At 64.5% G+C, this 19,138-nt stretch carries 14 protein-coding genes and 1 tRNA gene; 6 read left to right on the forward strand and 9 right to left on the reverse strand.

Going from position 1 to position 19,138, the window contains the following annotated elements; all coding sequences use genetic code 11:
* The first annotated feature begins 286 nt into the window (after window positions 1–286).
* Both trhA and ACRQFC_RS06335 read left to right on the forward strand, forming a co-directional pair.
* The gene (gene trhA / locus ACRQFC_RS06330; protein ID WP_087071166.1) at window positions 287–1,096 is read left to right on the forward strand and encodes a PAQR family membrane homeostasis protein TrhA; all 810 of its coding nucleotides are present in this window, start codon (window positions 287–289) and stop codon (window positions 1,094–1,096) included.
* A 176-nt stretch (window positions 1,097–1,272) separates the two neighbouring features.
* Entirely contained in the window at window positions 1,273–2,304 is a 1,032-nt protein-coding gene (locus ACRQFC_RS06335; protein ID WP_101595768.1) for a PPK2 family polyphosphate kinase, read from the forward strand.
* Between the two features lie 38 nt (window positions 2,305–2,342).
* Here the strand turns inward: ACRQFC_RS06335 and mca are convergent, their stop codons facing one another.
* Entirely contained in the window at window positions 2,343–3,248 is a 906-nt protein-coding gene (gene mca / locus ACRQFC_RS06340; RefSeq protein ID WP_284896497.1) for a mycothiol conjugate amidase Mca, read from the reverse strand.
* A gap of 354 nt (window positions 3,249–3,602) precedes the next feature.
* Here mca and ACRQFC_RS06345 point away from each other — a divergent pair, with 354 nt between their 5' ends.
* Both ACRQFC_RS06345 and msrA read left to right on the forward strand, forming a co-directional pair.
* Window positions 3,603–4,088 carry a GreA/GreB family elongation factor gene (locus tag ACRQFC_RS06345; protein WP_016443212.1) on the forward strand — a complete coding sequence of 162 codons (486 nt, stop codon included), beginning with the start codon at window positions 3,603–3,605 and terminating at the stop codon, window positions 4,086–4,088.
* Between the two features lie 53 nt (window positions 4,089–4,141).
* Window positions 4,142–4,783, forward strand: a complete 642-nt coding sequence (gene msrA / locus ACRQFC_RS06350; RefSeq protein WP_284896498.1) for a peptide-methionine (S)-S-oxide reductase MsrA — start codon at window positions 4,142–4,144, stop codon at window positions 4,781–4,783.
* Window positions 4,784–4,929: 146 nt separating this feature from the next.
* On the opposite strand, the gene ACRQFC_RS06355 is transcribed toward msrA, so the two are convergent.
* Entirely contained in the window at window positions 4,930–5,877 is a 948-nt protein-coding gene (locus ACRQFC_RS06355; protein WP_284896500.1) for a Bax inhibitor-1/YccA family protein, read from the reverse strand.
* A gap of 202 nt (window positions 5,878–6,079) precedes the next feature.
* Window positions 6,080–6,153, reverse strand: a tRNA-Leu gene (locus tag ACRQFC_RS06360).
* A gap of 181 nt (window positions 6,154–6,334) precedes the next feature.
* On the opposite strand from ACRQFC_RS06360, the gene nhaA reads away from it, so the two are divergent.
* A complete protein-coding gene (gene nhaA / locus ACRQFC_RS06365) occupies window positions 6,335–7,699 on the forward strand; it encodes a Na+/H+ antiporter NhaA (protein ID WP_284896501.1) in 1,365 nt (454 codons plus the stop codon).
* Here the strand turns inward: nhaA and ACRQFC_RS06370 are convergent.
* Both ACRQFC_RS06370 and ACRQFC_RS06375 read right to left on the reverse strand, forming a co-directional pair.
* Window positions 7,696–9,264, reverse strand: coding sequence for a DUF501 domain-containing protein (locus tag ACRQFC_RS06370; protein WP_434736392.1), 1,569 nt, complete (start codon window positions 9,262–9,264; stop codon window positions 7,696–7,698). The two genes, nhaA and ACRQFC_RS06370, sit on opposite strands and share 4 nt — an antisense overlap.
* 2 nt (window positions 9,265–9,266) lie before the next feature.
* Window positions 9,267–9,827: an FtsB family cell division protein gene (locus ACRQFC_RS06375; RefSeq protein WP_284896503.1), complete on the reverse strand. Its 561-nt coding sequence runs from the start codon at window positions 9,825–9,827 to the stop codon at window positions 9,267–9,269.
* Between the two features lie 215 nt (window positions 9,828–10,042).
* Here ACRQFC_RS06375 and ACRQFC_RS06380 point away from each other — a divergent pair, with 215 nt between their 5' ends.
* Window positions 10,043–10,231, forward strand: coding sequence for a hypothetical protein (locus tag ACRQFC_RS06380; RefSeq protein ID WP_284896504.1), 189 nt, complete (start codon window positions 10,043–10,045; stop codon window positions 10,229–10,231).
* Between the two features lie 1,110 nt (window positions 10,232–11,341).
* Here ACRQFC_RS06380 and eno read toward each other — a convergent pair.
* The 4 genes from eno to mfd form a co-directional block, all read right to left on the reverse strand.
* Window positions 11,342–12,622: a phosphopyruvate hydratase gene (gene eno, locus ACRQFC_RS06385; RefSeq protein WP_016443220.1), complete on the reverse strand. Its 1,281-nt coding sequence runs from the start codon at window positions 12,620–12,622 to the stop codon at window positions 11,342–11,344.
* A 219-nt stretch (window positions 12,623–12,841) separates the two neighbouring features.
* On the reverse strand, window positions 12,842–13,186 hold the full coding sequence (locus tag ACRQFC_RS06390; RefSeq protein ID WP_284896506.1) for a hypothetical protein: 345 nt from the start codon (window positions 13,184–13,186) through the stop codon (window positions 12,842–12,844).
* Window positions 13,187–13,328: 142 nt separating this feature from the next.
* The gene (locus ACRQFC_RS06395) at window positions 13,329–14,987 is read right to left on the reverse strand and encodes an LPXTG cell wall anchor domain-containing protein (RefSeq protein WP_284896507.1); all 1,659 of its coding nucleotides are present in this window, start codon (window positions 14,985–14,987) and stop codon (window positions 13,329–13,331) included.
* Between the two features lie 224 nt (window positions 14,988–15,211).
* Entirely contained in the window at window positions 15,212–18,970 is a 3,759-nt protein-coding gene (gene mfd, locus ACRQFC_RS06400; RefSeq protein ID WP_284896510.1) for a transcription-repair coupling factor, read from the reverse strand.
* Window positions 18,971–19,138 lie beyond the last annotated feature (168 nt).

Genomic DNA, 19,138 nt, shown 5'->3' on the forward strand with positions numbered 1-19,138 from the left:
GCCACCCGAAACATGCCTTGCCAGGGCCGCGGCCACCCGAGCCACGCAGTGCCAGGGCCGCGCCGGTCACGCGCCGCGGCTAGATGCCTAACCGTTTAACTGTAGCCCGCCCATCCTGAGCAAACAGGAAAAGATACCCGGAAAATACTCAGGCAAGCAGCGTACACTTACGCCAGCGGCTCAGACCGGTGCGGGGAACCGGAGCCACACGTCCCGCTTCGCCCACCGCCGCGTCTTGCTGGCCTGCGGAGACCCCGGAGGCATCACCGATTACGTGGGGAGCACCATGACCCGTCTTTGTCACGCCACTAGCGAACGCCACCGCGGTAGTGATTCCCCTGCGCCTCGCGGTGCGACTCGCGGTGAGAAGAAAAACGGCGCATCGAAGGCCGGGGCGGCACAGCCCGCGGTAGCGCGGTCCAGCGCACGCAGCGCCCGGCGGCGCCTGCCCGCATCGGCGCTACCGAAGCCGGTATTGCGCGGCTGGCAGCACGCCATTATTGCCCCGCTCGCACTGGCGAATATGATCGTCCAGATTGTTTTTGCCCCCAACGCAGCACTCACCATCGGAGTCATTGTGTTCGGGCTGAGCGCCGTGGTGCTCTTCGGGCATTCCGCGGTGTATCACCTGGGATCCTGGGGGCCGAAAGTCCACGCGATTCTGCGCCGCCTGGATCACTCGAATATTTTCTTGCTCATTGCCGGAACCTACACCCCGCTCTCCCTCGCCCTGCTGCCGGGCAGCACCGCCGCCCTAGTGCTCGCCATTGTGTGGGGCGGGGCGCTCGGCGGGATCGCGCTTTCCAATTTCTGGCCGGCCGCCCCGCGCTGGCTGTATGTTCCCCTCTATATTGCTCTCGGCTGGGTGGCGATCTGGTTCCTCCCGGATATGTGGGAGGCCGGCGGCCCGGGCATCGTTTGGCTCATTATTGCCGGCGGAATCTGCTACACGGTAGGCGCGCTCGCCTACGCTTTCCGCTGGCCCAATCCGTGGCCGCGTACCTGGGGATTCCACGAATTCTTCCATTCGGGAACAGTCGCCGGCTACGCCTGCCATGCGGTGGCGGTCTGGCTCACTCTCTTCGCCGTCGCCTAGTGAGCGCGCGCCGCACACGGTCAGCTCAGAGCTCAACGCGCTGAGCGCTCCTCAACCTGCGTGCCTAGCGAGCCCGGTTGGCCGATCCCGCGGCCCGGAGGGCCGCGGCGGCGTCGTACCCCTCCTTTAGACTGATACCCAGCACCACACGAAAACGGCAATGCACAGGAGCGAAGATGAGCAAAAAGAACACGGAGGCGCGCGAGCACGCAGGAACCTGGACCACAGCGCCCGGGATTGCGCTGCACGTTCGGGACGGTTTTCAGATAGCGCCCGTTGCTACCGGTTCCACGCCGGGCTGGCACGGGGATAAAAAGGCTGGGAAAGCCGCCATGAAAGAGCGTGGGAAGCTCCTGGCTGAGCTGCAAGAACGTCTCTATGCCGAAGCGCGCCAGGGAGGCGAGCGGCGGGTGCTGCTCGTGGTGCAGGGTATGGACACGGCCGGGAAGGGCGGGATTTGCCGGCATGTGCTCGGGATGGTTGATCCGCAGGGCGTACATCTGCGCTCTTTCGGGGTGCCCACCGCGGAGGAACTCTCCCACGATTTTCTGTGGCGGATCCGGCGCGCGCTGCCGCCGGCCGGCATGATCGGGGTTTTTGACCGCTCGCATTACGAAGATGTGCTGGTTGGAAAGGTCGATGAGCTCGCCACGCCCGCGGAAATTGAAGCGCGCTACGAAAAAATCAATGAGTTCGAGCGGGAGCTGGTGGACGCGGGCTATACGCTCGTCAAGGTCGCCCTGCTTATCGGCTACGAGGAGCAGGGGCTGCGGCTGCTGCGCCGGCTGGCGCGCCGAGATAAGCACTGGAAGTATTCGCCCTCCGATGTGGAGGCGCGTGCCCAGTGGCCTGCCTATATGGATGCCTACCAGGCCATGTTCGAGCGCACCTCCACGGAGTACGCGCCGTGGTATGCGGTACCGGCGGATCGCAAATGGTTCGCGCGGCTCGCGGTGACCGAGCTCCTTGCCCAGGCGCTCGCCCGGCTGGCCCCGCGCTGGCCGGAGGTCCGTTGGGATCCGCGCGCCCAGGCCGAGCAGGTGCTGGCCACCATGCCGCGGCACACCGCGCAACTCTCCGCGGACGAACTGCGCCAGGAAGCGGAGGAAGTTGCCGCCGAATCTGAGGACTACCGAAACGGCGTGGAAATGCTCATCACCCGGGATTCCCGCAAGGATGCCGGGGAGCGGGTCGGGAACGGGCAGTAAATAGCGGTTGCGGGCTCAGGCCTGGTTGCGCGGGGTGGTTAACGGTACCGCGCCGCCGCCTGCTCTTCGCTTTCCAGCCCGGGCACCCGCGCGAATAGATCCGTCTCCCCCTCCGCGGGCGCCGGGCCCACGGTGGAAGCCGCTAGGTAGAAGTCCTCATGCGGCCACACCTGCGCCTCCAGGTCCCGCGGCGCCGCGAAGAACAGCCCGTTCGGGTCAATTTGGGAGGCGTGCGCGCGCATGGCCGCGTCGCGCTGCGGGAAATATGCGACGACGCCGACCCGCGTGCTTGCGGCATGCTGCGGGCGCGGGAATTGCGCGGCCTCTTTCAGCCACTCGGTAAAAGGGCTGGTGCGGCCGGCGGCAAGAATCGCTTCGTGCAAGGTGGTGAGCCGGGTGAAAGAAAGATTGGCGTCGTAATACAGCTTGGAAACCTGCCAGGGCTCGCCCAGCTCCGGCCAGCACGGCTCCCCCGCCAGCCGCACCGCCGCGAGGGTGGCGGTATGGGTGCGCAGGTGATCGGGATGCGGGTAGCCACCGTTTTCGTCATAGGTGGTCACCACCTGGGGGCGGAACTCGCGGATCTGAGCCACGAGGGCGCGGTGTACATCCGCGTCCGCGGCCCGGGCGAAACTATCGGCGGGGAGCTCCGCATCCGGGTAGCCCTCGGGCAGCCCGGAATCCACGAAGCCGAGGAAAACGTGCTCAACGCCGAGGATGCGGGCAGCGGCGGCCATTTCTTCCCGGCGTAGCTGTGCCATGGTGCGCCCGGCCAGAGCTGCGTCGTCGAATAAAGGATTGAGGATATCCCCGCGTTCGCCGCCCGTGCAGGTGACCACCCGTACCCGGCCGAGGCGCGCGTATTTCGCCATGGTTGCCGCGCCTTTCGACGATTCGTCATCCGGGTGGGCGTGGACGCAGAGGAGGCGGCGTTCGTCCATCATCCTTCTCCTTCCGCAGCTGGCGCTGGCGCTTATCGCGCTACTCTACCAAGGCAGCCCGCGCGCTGCCCCGCGGTGGTAGCGGAGTGGAACGCGAGCCTCCCGCCAGCAGAAAATCCAGGGGAATGTTACATCGCCCGGAAGGCTGGTATGCTTAGCCGGAGAAACATGCCTGTCAGGGCATGAATTTTTTTATCCGAGTGGGGCGTCCCACCCGCGCCCAGCGCTCGGGCCCCCGCAACCGCATCGCCGCACGAAGGCGTGCCGAGCTGCGCCGCGCGAGCGCGGGCTCATGACAGAATGACCAACCGGGCAGGTGCGCGGAGCACCCGCCCGCCGTGACGAGAAAGAGAAGAGATGTCTGAAAACACCAAGGGGGCCTGGCTCTCCCCCGAAACGTACGAGCACCTCAAGGCCGAACTCAACGACATGATTACCGTGCAGCGCGCGGAGATCGCCAAGAAGATCGAAGCGGCACGCTCGGAGGGCGACCTGCGGGAGAACGGCGGCTACCAAGCGGCTCGCGAAGAGCAGTCGAAGCTGGAGGGGCGGATCGTGGAGCTGACCGCGCTGCTGGAAAACGCCCACGTATCCGAGCCGCCCTCGGGTGATGAGGTGGCTTCCGGCACGGTTGTGACGGCCACGATTGGCGGCATGGAAGAAACCTTCCTCCTCGGTTCGCGCGAAGCCGCGGATATTGTGGGAATGGAAGTGTATCCGGAAAGCGCGCCGCTCGGGCAGGCCATCCTGGGCCTGAAGAAGGGGGAGAAAACCACCTTCAAGAACCGCCTGGGCCGCCCCGTCAAGGTGGAAATCCTCGATATCAAGCCCTACGAAGGCTAGGAAGCTAGCGCGCCAGAGCGCTAGGGCGCGACCAGAGAGCTAAGGAGCTGATCGTGAATCTGTCTGCTACCCCCGTACTGCCGGGCCGGCCCGATCCGATTAATCCGAATCCGGCGCCGCATGTTGTTCTGGGCACGCCCGTCCTTGCCGAACCCGGCCCGGGCGAGGAGCTTATCTACCTGGCCTCGGGATGTTTTTGGGGCGCGGAAAAGCTGGCCTGGGAGGCGGGCGCGCTGAGCACCGCAGTCGGCTATATGGGCGGCACCACACCGAATCCCACCTACGCGGAGGTGTGCACGGGCCGCACCGGGCACGCGGAAACGGTGCGGGTGGTATTTGACCCGCGCGAGCTTCCGCTGGAAAAGTTGCTTCAGCTTTTCTTCGAGTCCCATGACCCCACCTCGCTGAACCGGCAGGGAAACGACGTGGGCACCCAGTATCGCAGCGCTATTTTTACGACGACGGACACCCAGGAGCGCACCGCCCGGGCCATGATTGCCGGCTATGAAGATGTGCTTCGCCAGGCCGGGCGCGGCGCCATTGTGACGGAGGTGGTGCCGGCGCTGGCCGCCGGGCCTTTCTACCTGGCCGAAGAAGAACACCAGGGGTATCTCCATAAGGTGCCCAACGGCTACCAGTGCCATGCGCGCACCGGGATCGCCTGCCCGCTCCCGGGCGCGGGCCCGCTCGGCTAGCAGCCCCGCCATCGCCGGAGACCACGAAGGCCGGGACGGAAAAAATCCGTCCCGGCCTTCGTTATAGCCATCAGCCTTGGTTACGCAGCACTGCCAGTTCCCCGGCGCGAATCCTGCCCGCGGTACTGGCTAGTTCCGCGATTCTTTTAGTTCCGAGAGGACGCGGCCAGGTAGGCCACGATGCGCAGCACTTCGAGGTAGATCCACAGCACCGTCATGACGATGCCGAAAGCTGCCGTCCACGCGAATTCCTTCGGGGCGTGGCGTTCCACCGCGAGCTTGGCGGTTTCCAGATCGGAGATGAGCACGTAACCGGCCACCGCGATCATGACCAGCCCGAGGATGATCCCCAGGTGGAAGCCACCCACCGTAATATTGCGCAGCGAATTGGTCACGCCGGTCAGCATCAGAATGAGATTGACGAAGCCGAAGATAATGTAGGCGATCATAATGGTGAGGACCACCCGCCGGCCCTTGGCCGTGGTGCGGACCTTCCCGGACATGTGGAGGAATACCGCCACACCCACCACAATCGCGGTACCCAGAATCGCCTGGAAGGCCACCCCCGGGTAGAGAGTGTCAAAAGCATTGGTGATCGCCCCGAGGGCCACACCCTGGAAGAGGGAGTAGGCAATGGAGATACCCGGGCCGACCATCGGGCGCCAGGCCCCGAACATACCCACCGCGAAAGCGATGAGGGAAGCCGGGATCGCGAGCATCATCGCCGAATCCAGCGGCACGAAGAGCATGGTGGCCGCGCCGGCAACAATGGAGACCGCCAGCAGAATCGCGGTTTTCACCATGGCATCGTCATAGGTCATGGTGGCGGTTGCCGGAGCCCCGAAAGCACCGGGCTGGCCGGAGCCGCCCGCGTACTGGTCATAGCCCTGCTGCGGATACGCCTGGCCAGAGCCCTGCTGATCGAAGCCGTACTGGCTGTACCAGCCGGGCTGCTCCGTACCGTAACCGCTCGGCTGTTCATAAACACCCGGGCCGGCCTGGTAACCCTGGCGCGGTTCCGTTGCAATATTGCCACCGCGGAACTGCTGGTTCGGTGTGGCAGCACCCTTGCGGAAATACGGGTTGTTACTCATCACGGGATTCGACAAAATACCCTCCTGTATTGTGGTGGACCGCCGGATAGGCGGCCCGCCTACTGTCAGACGCGACCATCGTCCGGTTAGCATCCAGGTCATGTACAAACTTGGTTATAACTCGTCCAATATCGTCTCCAGGGTTATTCTCAAGCCCCTGCCTGAATTTTTCCTGAAAGACTTCTCGGTTTTCCTCCATCAGTACCCCCGGACGGACTCGAACCGACACTGAACCGATTTTAAGTCGGGTGCCTCTGCCAATTGGGCTACGGGGGCTGAACATGCGAGCCCAACGGGCGCGTATGAACATCCCCAGAATACTACCTTGTCGCGCCACCCTGTAGAGTAGGAGGGATCCTAAGCGCGTCGCTTCACCGGCTTTACCTGCGTCGAGGGCCGCCCGCCGGTAGCTGCGCCGTCGTACCACCAAAACCTGGGCAGATAGAATCGAGAGGGAATGACACAGCGCGAGAACCGCGACACCACCGCGCACGAATCCACCACCGCCGAAAGCGCCGAAACTCCGGAAACCACCGCGCAAACCGGGCAGCGCAAGCTCCGCACGGGGCTGCGGCGGGTGGGGAAACTCGCCGCGCCGGTCACGCGTTACAGCCAGGCGCTGCGCAATGAATCTTTCGCGGGGCTGGTCCTGGTTATTTCCGCGCTCGTGGCGCTCATCTGGGCAAATTCCCCGGGCCGCGATACCTATTTCGCGCTGGCCGCCACAAAAATCGGCCCGGAAAGCTTGGGGCTCCACCTCGATTTGGCGCACTGGGCCGCGGATTTCGTGCTCGCGCTTTTCTTCTTCGTGGTCGGCATGGAACTCAAGCAGGAATTCACCATCGGCTCCCTCAACGACCCGCGCAAAGCGGCCCTGCCGGTGCTGGCCGCGCTCACCGGCATGCTCGGCCCCATCGGGGTGTATTGCGCCACCCAGGCGATTTCCGGCGCGCATATTTATGACGGCTGGGCCATTCCGGTGGCCACCGATATTGCTTTCGCGCTCGGCGTGCTGGCGCTGGTGGGTAAAGGGCTGCCGAAAGCCGCCGGTATTTTCCTCATGACGCTCGCGGTGGCCGACGACCTGGGCGGAATTATCGTCATCGCGATTTTCTTCTCCGACGGCGTGAATTTCCTCTTCCTAGGCGGCGGCCTGCTGGTGGCGGCGCTTTTCGGCCTACTGTGCTGGAAGGGTTGGAACCGCTGGTGGCTGCTGTGGCCGCTGGCGTTGGTGTGCTGGTACTGCTTCTTCCGCGCCGGCGTGCACGCCACGATTTCCGCGGTGGTCCTCGGTTTCATGATCCCCACCTCCACCACCGACGCGGACGATACCCCGCTCACGGAACGCTATAGCGAACGGCTGATTTTCTGGTCGGCCGGGATTGCGCTGCCGATTTTCGCGTTCTTCGCCGCGGGCGTGAATATTACCGAGGCCGGCGGGATCACCGCGCTGCTCGCCGACCCGGTCGCTATCGGCATCTACCTGGGCCTCCCGCTAGGCAAATGCATCGGAATTTTCTGCGGCACCTGGCTTTTCGTGAAAGTCTTCCGCCTCAAATTGGGCGAGGGCCTGCACCTGGGCGATATTTTCCCCATGTCGATCCTGGCCGGCATCGGCTTCACGGTCTCGCTGCTTATCGCGCAGCTCTCCTTCGCGCCCACCGACCCGCACGAAGCCCACGCGCGCGTGGGCGTACTCCTCGGCACGTTACTTTCTGTGATTCTCGGGGCGCTCGCTACCCGGATACGGGTGCGGCATCACCGCGCTTCCGGTACCTTGCACGACGACGACGCCCGCGGCAGCGCGGACCCGGCCGCCTAAACGGCCGGCCGGGCGGGAGGCTGGGGTTCCCGAGCGGCCCAGAGGGCCAGGCCGTCAAGGATATCGTGTTCCGAGGTGGTGATGGTGGCGAGCGGGCGGCCCGCGGCGGCGCGGCGCTGGGCGATGCGGCGTACCACTTCTTGCCAGACCAGCGCCCCGGCTCCGATCACGGGGGCACGCCCCGGGTGCATAAAGCCGAGCGCGGCGCGTTCTTCCAGGGTGGCGTGGATAAACCAGTCGGTGACTTTCTCGATATCGGCCAGCGGCATCGCGGTGCCGTGCACGGCCGCCGAATCGTAGGTATCGAGCCCGAGCCAGGTGGCGGTTACCGAGGTGACGGTACCGGCCACCCCGACCACCTCTTCGGCCTGCCCGAGGGGAACGTGCTTTTCTGCTTCGTCCAAGGCCGCGCGGATATCGGCGCGGGCGCTTTCTAGTTCGGCCGGGGTGGGCGGATCGTGGCGCAGGTGGCGTTCGCGCATCCGCACCGAGCCAATATCCATGGAGTGGCTGGCGATCACGCTGCCGTCCGCACGCCCGAGCACGAGTTCGGTGGAGCCACCGCCCAGGTCAATGAGGAGCACCGGGGAGGCCGGCGAACTCAGCGCCGAAATTGCGCCGGAGAAAGAGGTCTGGGCTTCTTGGGTGCCGGTGAGCACCTGGGGGCGCACCCCGATCCGGGCCACGACCCCATCGAGGAAGTCCGCCCGGTTGGAGGCATCGCGGGTGGCGGAGGTGGCAGCGAAACGAATGGAGGTCACTCCCGCTTCCCGGCACAGGCGCGCGTATATATCAACCTGGTTGAGGGTACGCTCAAGAGCTTCGGGGGCGAAGTGCCCGGTGGCATCCACGCCCTGGCCCAGGTACACAATTTCCATCTGGCGGGTGATATCGCTCAGGGAACTGCCGTCTTTTCCGGGAACGTCGGCGATGAGGAGGCGGATGGAATTGGTGCCGCAATCGATGCCGGCAACCCGCTGCGCAGGCGTGGTAGGCGCGGTAGGCGTGGCGGGTGCATCCTCGCAGTGGCAGGTGGTGCCATCCCAACCGACGAGGTCAAGGGCACGATCCCCCAGCGGGCATACTCCCCGCCCCGCGCTCAGCGCGTAGCCGGCCAGCGCGTGCAGGCATTTGACCCGCTCGGGCATGCCCCCGGCGGATACCCCGGCAATTTCCGGGACCTCGCCGAGCAGGGAACGGCGCGCTATATAGGATTCATGGGCGGCCTGGTGGGCGGCCCGCAGTGCGGCGTCGTCGGATAAAGCAGCGGTCATGGTGGCCATTTCCCCGCGCGCTTCCAGGCGAGAAATCTCTTTGACCAGGTAGGGCAGGCACAGGTAGAAGAGGGTCGGGAAGGGTTCGCCGTGGCCGAGGCGCGGCAGGGTGATGGTGACCGCGGGGCGGCCGCAGGCGCAGCGTGCCCCGATGCCGACGAGGCCGCGCGGGACGCGCCCGAGCTGGGCGGCTACCTCGGCGCGGTCGGTGGGGCGCAGCGGGGTGGCGTTCGCGGCGATGCGGGTGAGAAGCTCGGGGGTGACGTCGCGCTCGGTGAGGACATCGGTCATGCTTATTCTCCTTCGGGGGCGGGCGCGGTATCTTGGGCAGGCGCGGGTTCTTCTGCGGGCGGTTCGGCGGGTTGTTCTGTCGGGGCGGGAGCCGAGCCGTCCGCCGGTGTTTCACCTTCCGGCTGCGTGGCACCTTCCGGTTGCGGCGTGGGCGGCGTGTACATCGGGGCTTCGTCCGGGTTATCGATCTGCCCGTCCACGGAATTACCCGCGATGGTGATGGAATCCCAGCCGGTAATGTACCACGGGGTATTCGCGCGGCGTTCCCGATTGACGGTGGCCACGCGTTCTTCCAGCTGCTCCTGGGCGGTGCCCTCATTCGGATCCGCGCCCACGAAGAGCCGCTGGCCGGGAACAACGTAACCGAGCCGCACCCGAGCCTGGGCCCGCACGTAATCCGGGTCGTTCCACAGGGCTTTTTCCACTTCGAGTTCACGGGTGTGCTGCTGCACGCTTTCCAGCTCCGCGCGCACCGCCCGCAATTCGTGCTGCTGTTCTGAGAAACGCGAAACCGTGGGCGTCACAATAATAATGGCGAGGATCGCGAAAAGCGCGATAGCCACCGCACGCAGGCTCACGGTGTGCTGGCGCTGACCGGATTCCACTTTTATGGCGCGGCGCTGGCCTTTTCGCCCGGCTTTGTTCCCCCGCGAACCGCCCTGCCCGGAATAGCTGGTTTTATCCGAGCGGTTAATGGTGGCTTGGCGCTGATTGCCGCCCTGCCACGGCTTCCCTCCGGTGCGGGGCTTGGCTCCGGGCCGCGGGGCAGCCCCCGGGCGTGATGACGTTTCACTGCGGTAAGCAGCCCCGGCGCGAGCCGGAGAGCTGGCTGAACGAGGAGCTGAGTGAGGTGATCGAGCTGAGTGAGGTGATCGAGCTGTGCGGGCTGAAGGCGCCTGCACATCGCCGCCCGCTCCCCTACCGGGTCGCTTCGGTTTCCGACTACCTGTTTTACCGTGCGGCATAAGGTCGGATGCTTTTCGCGGGGTACCACTTGAGCGGGGGTTTGCCCCGGCGTCCCGGGGATTCAGCGCCGCATCCCTGCGGTTCAGCGCCGCATCCCTGCGGTTCAGCGCCGCGTCCCGGGGATTCAGCGCAGCATCACGACGGCTCGCCTGATTTCCTTGGTTCGCTTCAAATCCTTGATTCCCCTGAACTCCGCGCGCGGAGATGCGGCGGTTGCGCTCGGGGCGCGAGGGGGGACGGCGAACACTCATGGCTACCAGTCTAGGCGCCTAGCATTACCGCCCGCGAATAGGGCGCGCCCCCGCCAAGCTCACACAATGCATCCGGGTGATCAAGTCCCTCACAGGATGCAACCTCACGACATCAAAACAATTTCTTAACGTAGCTGCCGTTGCACTTTGATTTCGACAAGCCTCAGCGACCAGCCCGCGAGAATCTCACGAGCCTCACAAACCTCAATAGTCACACCAGCACCTGGGGAGGGGACATGTGTTGTCCGCGCTGTAGTGCAGATGTCGTACATGCGAAGTACACCTCGGAAAAGCACCCCGCCTCCCGCCGGGGCGGTGAACCGGCGGGAGCCAAAGTGCGCATTTCGAACCGTGACCCCCGTCAAGTGCGCGTTAGAGACAGGAAATCGCCCCAAAACGGTGCTCTTAAGCGCACTTCATTTCGGGACCGCCGGGGCTAACCCGCTGACACCCGCTGACACCCGCTGCTACCCAACAAAGTGGTACTCCACGACAGCGGAACGAACAGAGTGGTACTGCACGACAGAAAATCGGGTGTTGGCTGTAGCTCCAGTACCACTTTGTGAGCCGGCCCGATGAGAGGCGGTTAGTCCTGCCGAGGGCTCACAAAAAGCAACCCCTTGACATCGCGGCTCACAAAAAGCAACTGGCCGCACACCCGCCCCATAACAAAGCGCCGCCCCTTCCCCGAAGAGAAGGAGCGGCGCTCAGTGCTATATATGCAAGCCAGCAGCGCTACGGGCAGACCAGCAGCCCTATCAGCAAGCAGCGCGCTATAAGCGAACCGGAAAACCGGCCTCCCGGCTACTCGCCACCGGCTACCTGATTACCCAGCTAGCCAGCCCGGAGCTTCCAGAACCTTAGGCCTTGAAGCGCGGGAAAGCAGCGCGACCGGCGTAGACTGCGTCTTCACCGAGTTCGTCTTCGATGCGCAGCAGCTGGTTGTACTTGTTGATGCGCTCGCCACGGGCCGGAGCACCGGTCTTGAGCTGGCCGGAGTTGGTGGCCACAGCGAGATCCGCAATCGTGGTGTCCTCGGTTTCGCCGGAGCGGTGCGAGGTCATCGTGCGGAAGCCGTTGCGGTGCGCGAGCTCCACGGCTTCGAGGGTTTCGGTCAGCGAACCGATCTGGTTCACCTTCACCAGGAGCGCGTTCGCGGCCTTGGTTTCGATGCCCTTCTGGAGGCGGGTGGGGTTGGTGACGAAGAGGTCGTCGCCAACGATCTGGACGCGGTCACCGATTTCGGAGGTGAGCTTCTTCCAGGCATCCCATTCGTCTTCCGAGAGCGGATCCTCGATGGACACGAGCGGGTACTTCTCCACGAGCTCTTCGTAGTAGGCGATCATTTCGTCCGAGGACTTGGTGCCGCCCTCAAACTTGTAAACACCGTTCTCGAAGAATTCGGTGGCGGCAACGTCCAGGGCGAGGCCGAAGTCCTTGCCCGGGGTGTAGCCGGCGCGCTCGATAGCTTCGACGATGAGGTCCAGAGCTTCGGCGTTGGAATCCAGGTTGGGGGCGAAGCCGCCCTCATCGCCCAGGCCGGTGGCCAGGCCGCGTTCCTTGAGAACGCTCTTGAGGGTGTGGTACACCTCAGCACCCCAGCGCAGCGCTTCCTTGAAGGTTTCGGCGCCGATCGGGGCGATCATGAATTCCTGAATATCAACGTTGGAATCGGCGTGCGAGCCACCGTTGAGGATGTTCATCATGGGAACGGGCAGGATGTGGGCGTTCGGGCCGCCAATGTAGTGGTAGAGCGGCAGGCCGGCCGATTCGGCGGCGGCGTGCGCCACGGCGAGGGACACACCCAGGATGGCGTTCGCGCCGAGCTTGCCCTTGTTATCCGTGCCGTCCAGGTCAATGAGCAGCGCGTCAAGAGCGCGCTGATCGTTGGCGTCCATGCCAATGATTTCCGGAGCGATGATTTCGTTCACCGCTTCCACTGCCTGCTCGACACCCTTACCGAGGTAACGACCCTTATCACCGTCACGCTTTTCCACGGCTTCAAAGGCGCCGGTGGACGCGCCGGAGGGAACCGATGCGCGCTTGTAGGTGCCATCATCCAGGACAACTTCAACCTCAACGGTGGGGTTGCCACGGGAGTCGAGAATTTCGCGGGCGTTAACTGCCTCAATGAATGCCACAGGTACTCCTTCATATAGACCGTGCCACATAGTTGTGGCTACCTGCGCGGAATATCCGCTGTTTCTATTGTCTCTCAAAACACCCGCGCGCGTCATGCTCAGGCCGTGATTAACTCGGCGTTTTCGCCCTGAGCCGCGAAGATTTTCGCCCACTCGGGACTTTGGCACCGCGCGCGAACCGCCCGGGTGCTAACTAGCTCACGAACACGTGGGGAGAGTTTAGTGCGCCGCGGTTTCTTCCGCTGCGCCGTTAGGTACGACGACGCCGCCCGCCCCGCTTTCTTCCTCTTTCACCACCGCGGTCAGCACGGGGTGAGCCAGGAAAGCGATGAGCGCGGCAACCCCGGCCAACTGCAGGGTAAAGATATCCATGAGCACCTTGACTACGAAGGCCAGGCCAACCTTGACCGGATCTGCGGTGCCATCGAGAAGATCAGTGAGCGGTTCCATGGCGGATGGTCCCGCAATCTGGAGGAAAATCGCGATGACCAGCAGCGCCCCCGCAACGCCGTACGTGCGCCGCGCGAAATTCTTGAGAAGATTCGGACTCACGTTCATCGTCATAACAACTCCTTTGTTGTGCTTTCTATCATCCTAGAGCAAAAAAATGAAACGTCACTAGTTTTTCAAAAAAGCGGGCCCGGCACGCGCTGGTATATCGCACGTGCCGGGCCCGCCCGAGCATCAGCTCAGTTAATGGCCGCGTTTAGGCAGCACGACGACGCCGCACCGCGAGCGCCCCACCGGCGAGCAAGGCACCGGAAAGGAGCGCCAAGGAAGCGGCGTCCGCACCGGTATTCGGGAGCTTCTTCGCCGACTTCTTCACCACGGCCTTGCCGGGCTTAGCAGGAGTGGACGGTTTGGCGGATCCTGCCGGGGCCGGGTCCGCGGGAGCCGGCGCAGTGGGCTGCGCGGGCGCAGTGGGCTGCGCGGGCGCAGTAGGTTGCGCGGGCGCAGTCGGATCCGCGGGCTGAGCCGGAGCGGTCGGCTGCGCAGGCTGCGTCGGTTCGGCCGGTTGGGTCGGGGCCGGGTCGGCCGGCGTGCATTCCTTAAGGGCGGAAACCTTCTGCACGATGCCGCGCACGGTTGCCTCGTGCTCGGCACGAATCGAGGTCAGCACGCCTTCGTCCACAACCGGCTTGAGCTTCTCGAGTGCCGCAGCGGTAGCTGCCTTGATATCGGCTTCGGCCTGGGTACGCGCGGCTTGCGGAGCGCAATCCAGCGCGGCCAGCGCCTTGAGCTGAGCGGCCTGTTCGGCTTCAATAGCTGCTTTTGCTTCACTCAGCTTGGTAGCCCAAGCATCAAGGAGCGGAAGCACATGGGAGAAGGTATCGGCAGCGTAATTATCCGGGGCAGCATCGAAAAGCTGCTGGGCCGCATTGCGTACCACCGGGTTCTGCAAGCCCGCGATGAGAGCAGCGGTATCAGCCTTGGCCTTGAGGGAGCCGGCCTTGCGGACCAGGTCACGCACCCGATCCGAGCTCTGCCCGTAGGTGGTTTTCACGCCGTTGAATTCTTTTTCACCGGAGATAATCCAGCGCAGCTGTTCCAGGCGAGCATAATCGGCATCCCCAAGCGGGGTAATGGTGGCGGGATCAATATCCTTCCACCACGTCTTACCGGTCAGTTTCTCAGCTTCGGGGCGGTACGCAGTAGCTTCACGCAGGTAAGCAACGTCCTTCTTGAGCTGGGCGAGGGTCTCCGCATCAATATAGGAAACATCCCCGTTGAGCACCGCGTCACCGGCGATAATCATCTTTTCGTAGGCTTCGAGGTTCTGCAGCACAATAATGCCGTTGAGGCACTGGTTGAATTCCTTGCTCTTGCCCTGCTTGGCGAGGTCGATGCAGGAACGAATCTTCTGGACGACTTCGCTCTTGTTTCCGGCCGCGGACTTCTGGAATTCTTCGTTGACCCGGCGATCCATTTCCGCAACGGTCTTGGCCGTCTTGGTTACTTCAACAATGGCCTTGTCCAGGTCGGATACCCCGTTGGAGTAGGCATTCACATAGGCTTGCGCAGCCGCAACGAAGCGCTGATCCACATAGGCCTTGGAATAGTGAGAGGCCTGATTCTGCAGCGCACTGACCATCCAGGCATCGGCCTGCTCGGCCGGGGTAGCCCCCAGGGCTTCGTTAATCTTGCCCGCGGCGTAGTCGGCGGTGCTGGTATCAGCAGCGGCGGCATCTGCCGGCGTGCCCGCATCGGCAGCACCCGCAGCTCCGGCACCCGAAGAGGCATCTGAAGCAACCGGCGCGGTGGCTCCGTTCGGGCTCGTCGAATCCGCGAAAGCCGCGCCCACGCCGCCCAGCATCACCGTGCAGGCGGTCGCGGCAGCCACGACACCTCTGAGTACTTTCTTCATATTCTTCCTTACGCTAAGAGCAGCCACTCCACAGGGCCACCACCATCGGTGCCGTTGCGTCATCCCATATCTTGGATTTAGGCGCCCTTAACGAACATAAACACACGAGCACGCCAGCTTTCCACGCGGGTACCCGCAGCTCAGCCCATCTATTCCACCGCCACAACGTACGATTTAATTTATCAAATCACGACAGGATTGATAAAGGTACTTCAAACTAGAATCTAGCCCACCGAGGAAATAAATACCGCAGTAATGAGATGGGACACCCACTCAAGCAGGTCATCACCTTCCATGGGCGCACCGCTCCCGAGGCGCGCGGAGGTCTGCGCCACCCCGAGCGATACCGGGCGCACACTACCCGCCCCGGCGCGCGCGCTTCCCCCGGCGACGCCCCCGCCGCTCCCCGCGGCGAGCGCGGGCGGGACAGGCACCATGAGGACTCGAACCGCGGGCTTGAGCATCGCCCCCGGATACAGGCGCTTGAGGCGCGCCTGCCGCGAATCGGGCAGCGCCACCGGCGCGAAACGCACATTGCGCCCCATCTGGGTAATTTCCTCCAGCCCAGCACTGCGCGCCAGGTCACGCAGCTGCGCGATCCGGAAGAGCCGCGCGGCCACCTCGGGAATATCCCCGTAGCGGTCGCGCAATTCCGCGCGAATTTCCTCGCGCTGGGCCTCCCCGCGCGATGCCGCCAACTTGGTGTAAATTTCCAGCCGCAACCGTTCGGAAGGCACGTAATCCTCGGGTAGGTAGGCTTCCACCGGCAGCTCGATGCGCACATCGCTGCTGGCGTCGTCGTCGCCCGAAATCTCCCCGCGCATTTTCGCGACCGCTTCGGAGACCATGCGCACGTACAAATCGAAACCGACGCCCTCGATGTGGCCGGATTGTTCGCCGCCGAGCATATTGCCGGCCCCGCGGATTTCGAGGTCCTTCATGGCGACCTGGGTGCCGGCCCCGAGGTCGGTATTCGCGGCGATGGTGCGCAGGCGTTCCAGGGACGTTTCCGTGAGCGCGTGGTCCGGGTCGTAAAGGAAATACGCGTAGGCGCGTTCGCGCCCGCGGCCCACGCGCCCGCGCAGCTGGTGGAGCTGGGAAAGCCCGAGCTTATCGGCATTATCCACAATGAGCGTATTCGCATTGGAAATATCGAGGCCCGTTTCCACGATGGTGGTGCAGATGAGGACGTCGATCTCGTGGTTCCAGAAATTCTGAATAACATTTTCCAGATCGCGTTCGCTCATTTTTCCGTGGGCGACGGCGATGCGCGCCTCGGGCACCAGCTCGCCGAGCTGCGCGGCCACCCGGCCCATATCCCCCACCCGGTTATGCACGTAAAAAACCTGGCCGTCGCGCAGCAACTCGCGGCGAATCGCGGCGCTGATCTGGCGATTTTCCCGCGCACCCACGTAGGTGAGAATCGGGTGGCGCTCCTCGGGCGGAGTGGCCAGCGTGGACATTTCCCGCACCCCCGTCACCGCCATTTCCAGCGTGCGCGGAATCGGGGTGGCCGACATCGAGAGCACGTCGATATTCGGGTACATCTGCTTGAGGGTCTCTTTATGTTCGACGCCGAAACGCTGCTCCTCGTCAATCACCACCAGGCCGAGGGCTTTGAAACGCACATTTCCCGTGAGCAGGCGGTGGGTACCGATCACCACATCGATACTGCCGTCGGCCAGCCCGGCGATGACCTCCTCCGATTCGCGCGCGCTCTGGAAACGAGAGAGTGCCGCCACCCGCACCGGGAAGCCGGCATAGCGTTCCTCGAAAGTCTCGCGATGCTGCTCCACCAGCAGGGTAGTCGGCACCAGAACCGCCACCTGGCGGCCATCCTGCACCGCCTTGAAAGCCGCCCGCACCGCGATCTCCGTTTTGCCGTAGCCCACATCCCCAGAAATAAGGCGATCCATGGGAACCGGCTTTTCCATATCGGCTTTCACTTCGTCGATAGTATGCAGCTGATCGGGGGTTTCCACGTAGGCGAAAGCGTCCTCGAGCTCGCGCTGCCAGGGAGTATCCGGCGAAAATGCGATACCCGGGGTGGCCATGCGCTGCGCATAGAGGCGAATAAGCTCGGAAGCAATTTTGCGGGTGGCAGCCCGGGCCTTCGACTTGGTTTTCTCCCAATCGGCCCCGCCCATTTTATTGAGGCTCGGGGATTCCCCACCCGAATACTTCGAGACCTGGTCAAGCTGATCGGTGGGCACCCAGAGCTGATCGGGTGGCCCGCCGCGCCGCGACGGCGCATACTCGAGCACAATATATTCGCGCTGCCCGCCTTTACCGCCAATCGCGCGCTTTTCCATCCGCACGAAACGGCCCACCCCGTGGCGGTCATGCACCACAAAATCTCCGGGAGTCAGCGAAAGCGGATCAACGGCATTCTTGCGGCGCCGCTTGGGCAGCGCGCGCATATCCCGAGTGGAAGAACCGCCCCGCCCGGTCAGGTCCGCACCCGCGTACACCCCGAGCTGCTGGCCTTCCATAACGAACCCCTCGGCGATGGGCGCGGCCACCACGTAAACCACCCCGGGTTCGAAATGCGCGGGGAGCTCCGCTACCGCGCTGGCCGGAACACCCAGCTCACCGAGCTGTTCGGCGTAGCGGCGCGCCAAGCCCGGCCCGTCCACCACCAGCGCCTGGCGCACCCTGCGCCGTGCCTGCTCCCCGATAGCGGCGAGAGCCTCATCAACTTTCCCGAGGAATTTGCGCGGTTCGCGCGCAGCGACAGCGGCGCCGGCGTCGTCGTTCTTGGTGGTGCCCCCGGCGGACGCGACGTTTTCGGCGACGGCGCTGCCGGACGGAGCGTTCCCGGACAATGCGTTGCCGGAAAAGCCGCCGAGCGTCCACCAGGCCTGGCCGCGTTTCAGCGCTTCCGCCCGGGTGGCCGCGACGGTCGCGAAACTCGCCGCATTGGCCTGCACCGGAGGCGTGCCGCCGGCCGCCGCCGCGCTCCAGGCCGCCGCCAGGAATTCCTCCGTGGTGGCGATGAGCGATTCGGCGCGCTGGTCCACGCGCTCCGGCTCGATAATGAGGAGGCGGGCGGTGGCGGGAAGCACGTCCACGACGGCGTCCATGCCGTCCACGAGCACCGGCGTGAGGGATTCCATGCCTTCCGGGGCGATGCCGGCGGCGATTTTGTCGAGCATATCGGTGGCGCCGGGCAGTTCGCTGATGAGCGAGCGGGCGCGGGTGCGCACCGATTCGGTGAGGAGAATTTCGCGGCAGGGCGGGGCGTAGAGTTCTTCGCGTTCCTCCATGGAACGCTGGTCGCCCACGGAGAAGGTGCGGATTTCGTCCACGGTATCGCCGAAGAATTCCACGCGGATCGGGTGGCGTTCCGTGGGCGGGAAAACGTCCAGAATGCCGCCGCGCACCGCGAATTGGCCGCGGCGTTCCACCATATCAACCCGGGTGTAAGCAGCGTTCACCAGCGCATTTTCCACCTCCTCCATGGGGGCGTCCTCGTTGAGGCGGATGCGCACCGGCGCCAGATCGCCCAGACCGCGGGTAATGGGCTGGAGCAGGGCGCGCACCGGCATAATAAGCAGACGCAGCGGCGCGAATTCCTCCGGATGGGCCAGGCGGCGCAGAGTGAGGAGGCGGCGAGCCACCGTATCCGAACGCGGGGACAGGCGCTCGTGCGGGAGCGTTTCCCAGGAGGGGAACACCGCGATCTGCTCCGCCGGAAGGTAGGCGCGCATCGCGCCCTCAAGGATTTCAGCCTCCCGCCCAGAGGCGGTGATGGCCACGTGGAGGGGGGTGGTGGTTTCTGGCCTGTTCGTGGTTTCTGGTGCGGCGGCCGTGCCGGTTTGCCGAGCCGCGCTTTCCGAGGCATTCGCGCGCGCGAGGTACGCCAGGGCCGGCGGCACCACCCCGCGCGGCATCGGAATATCCAGGCGGGTGGCGGTCGAGGCGGCAGCGCTGCTCAGGGCGGGATCGGCGCCGATGAGCGGCAGCAAGGATTCTAATTGCACGGGACGCTCGTTTCCTTCCTCGTCCTTCTGGGGTTTCGGTTCTCGCTCGGTGCGGCGCAGCACAGGGCGGGCGCGGTGCCGGCGATTTAGCGCAGCGCGGGCGGTTCGGCACAGCGCAGCGCGGGCGGTTCGGCACAGCGGTGACGCAGCACCGCAGCTCCGCGCCGT

The organism is Actinotignum inguinis (assembly GCF_051265835.1).
Classification (GTDB): domain Bacteria; phylum Actinomycetota; class Actinomycetes; order Actinomycetales; family Actinomycetaceae; genus Actinotignum; species Actinotignum timonense.

Bases quoted from the DNA above. Each gene is read 5' to 3' on its own strand.
- trhA (WP_087071166.1), top strand. From the start codon at position 287: ATGACCCGTCTTTGTCACGCCACTAGCGAACGCCACCGCGGTAGTGAT.
- ACRQFC_RS06335 (WP_101595768.1), top strand. From the start codon at position 1,273: ATGAGCAAAAAGAACACGGAGGCGCGCGAGCACGCAGGAACCTGGACC.
- mca (WP_284896497.1), bottom strand. From the start codon at position 3,248: ATGATGGACGAACGCCGCCTCCTCTGCGTCCACGCCCACCCGGATGAC.
- ACRQFC_RS06345 (WP_016443212.1), top strand. From the start codon at position 3,603: ATGTCTGAAAACACCAAGGGGGCCTGGCTCTCCCCCGAAACGTACGAG.
- ACRQFC_RS06355 (WP_284896500.1), bottom strand. From the start codon at position 5,877: ATGAGTAACAACCCGTATTTCCGCAAGGGTGCTGCCACACCGAACCAG.
- nhaA (WP_284896501.1), top strand. From the start codon at position 6,335: ATGACACAGCGCGAGAACCGCGACACCACCGCGCACGAATCCACCACC.
- ACRQFC_RS06370 (WP_434736392.1), bottom strand. From the start codon at position 9,264: ATGACCGATGTCCTCACCGAGCGCGACGTCACCCCCGAGCTTCTCACC.
- ACRQFC_RS06390 (WP_284896506.1), bottom strand. From the start codon at position 13,186: ATGACGATGAACGTGAGTCCGAATCTTCTCAAGAATTTCGCGCGGCGC.
- ACRQFC_RS06395 (WP_284896507.1), bottom strand. From the start codon at position 14,987: ATGAAGAAAGTACTCAGAGGTGTCGTGGCTGCCGCGACCGCCTGCACG.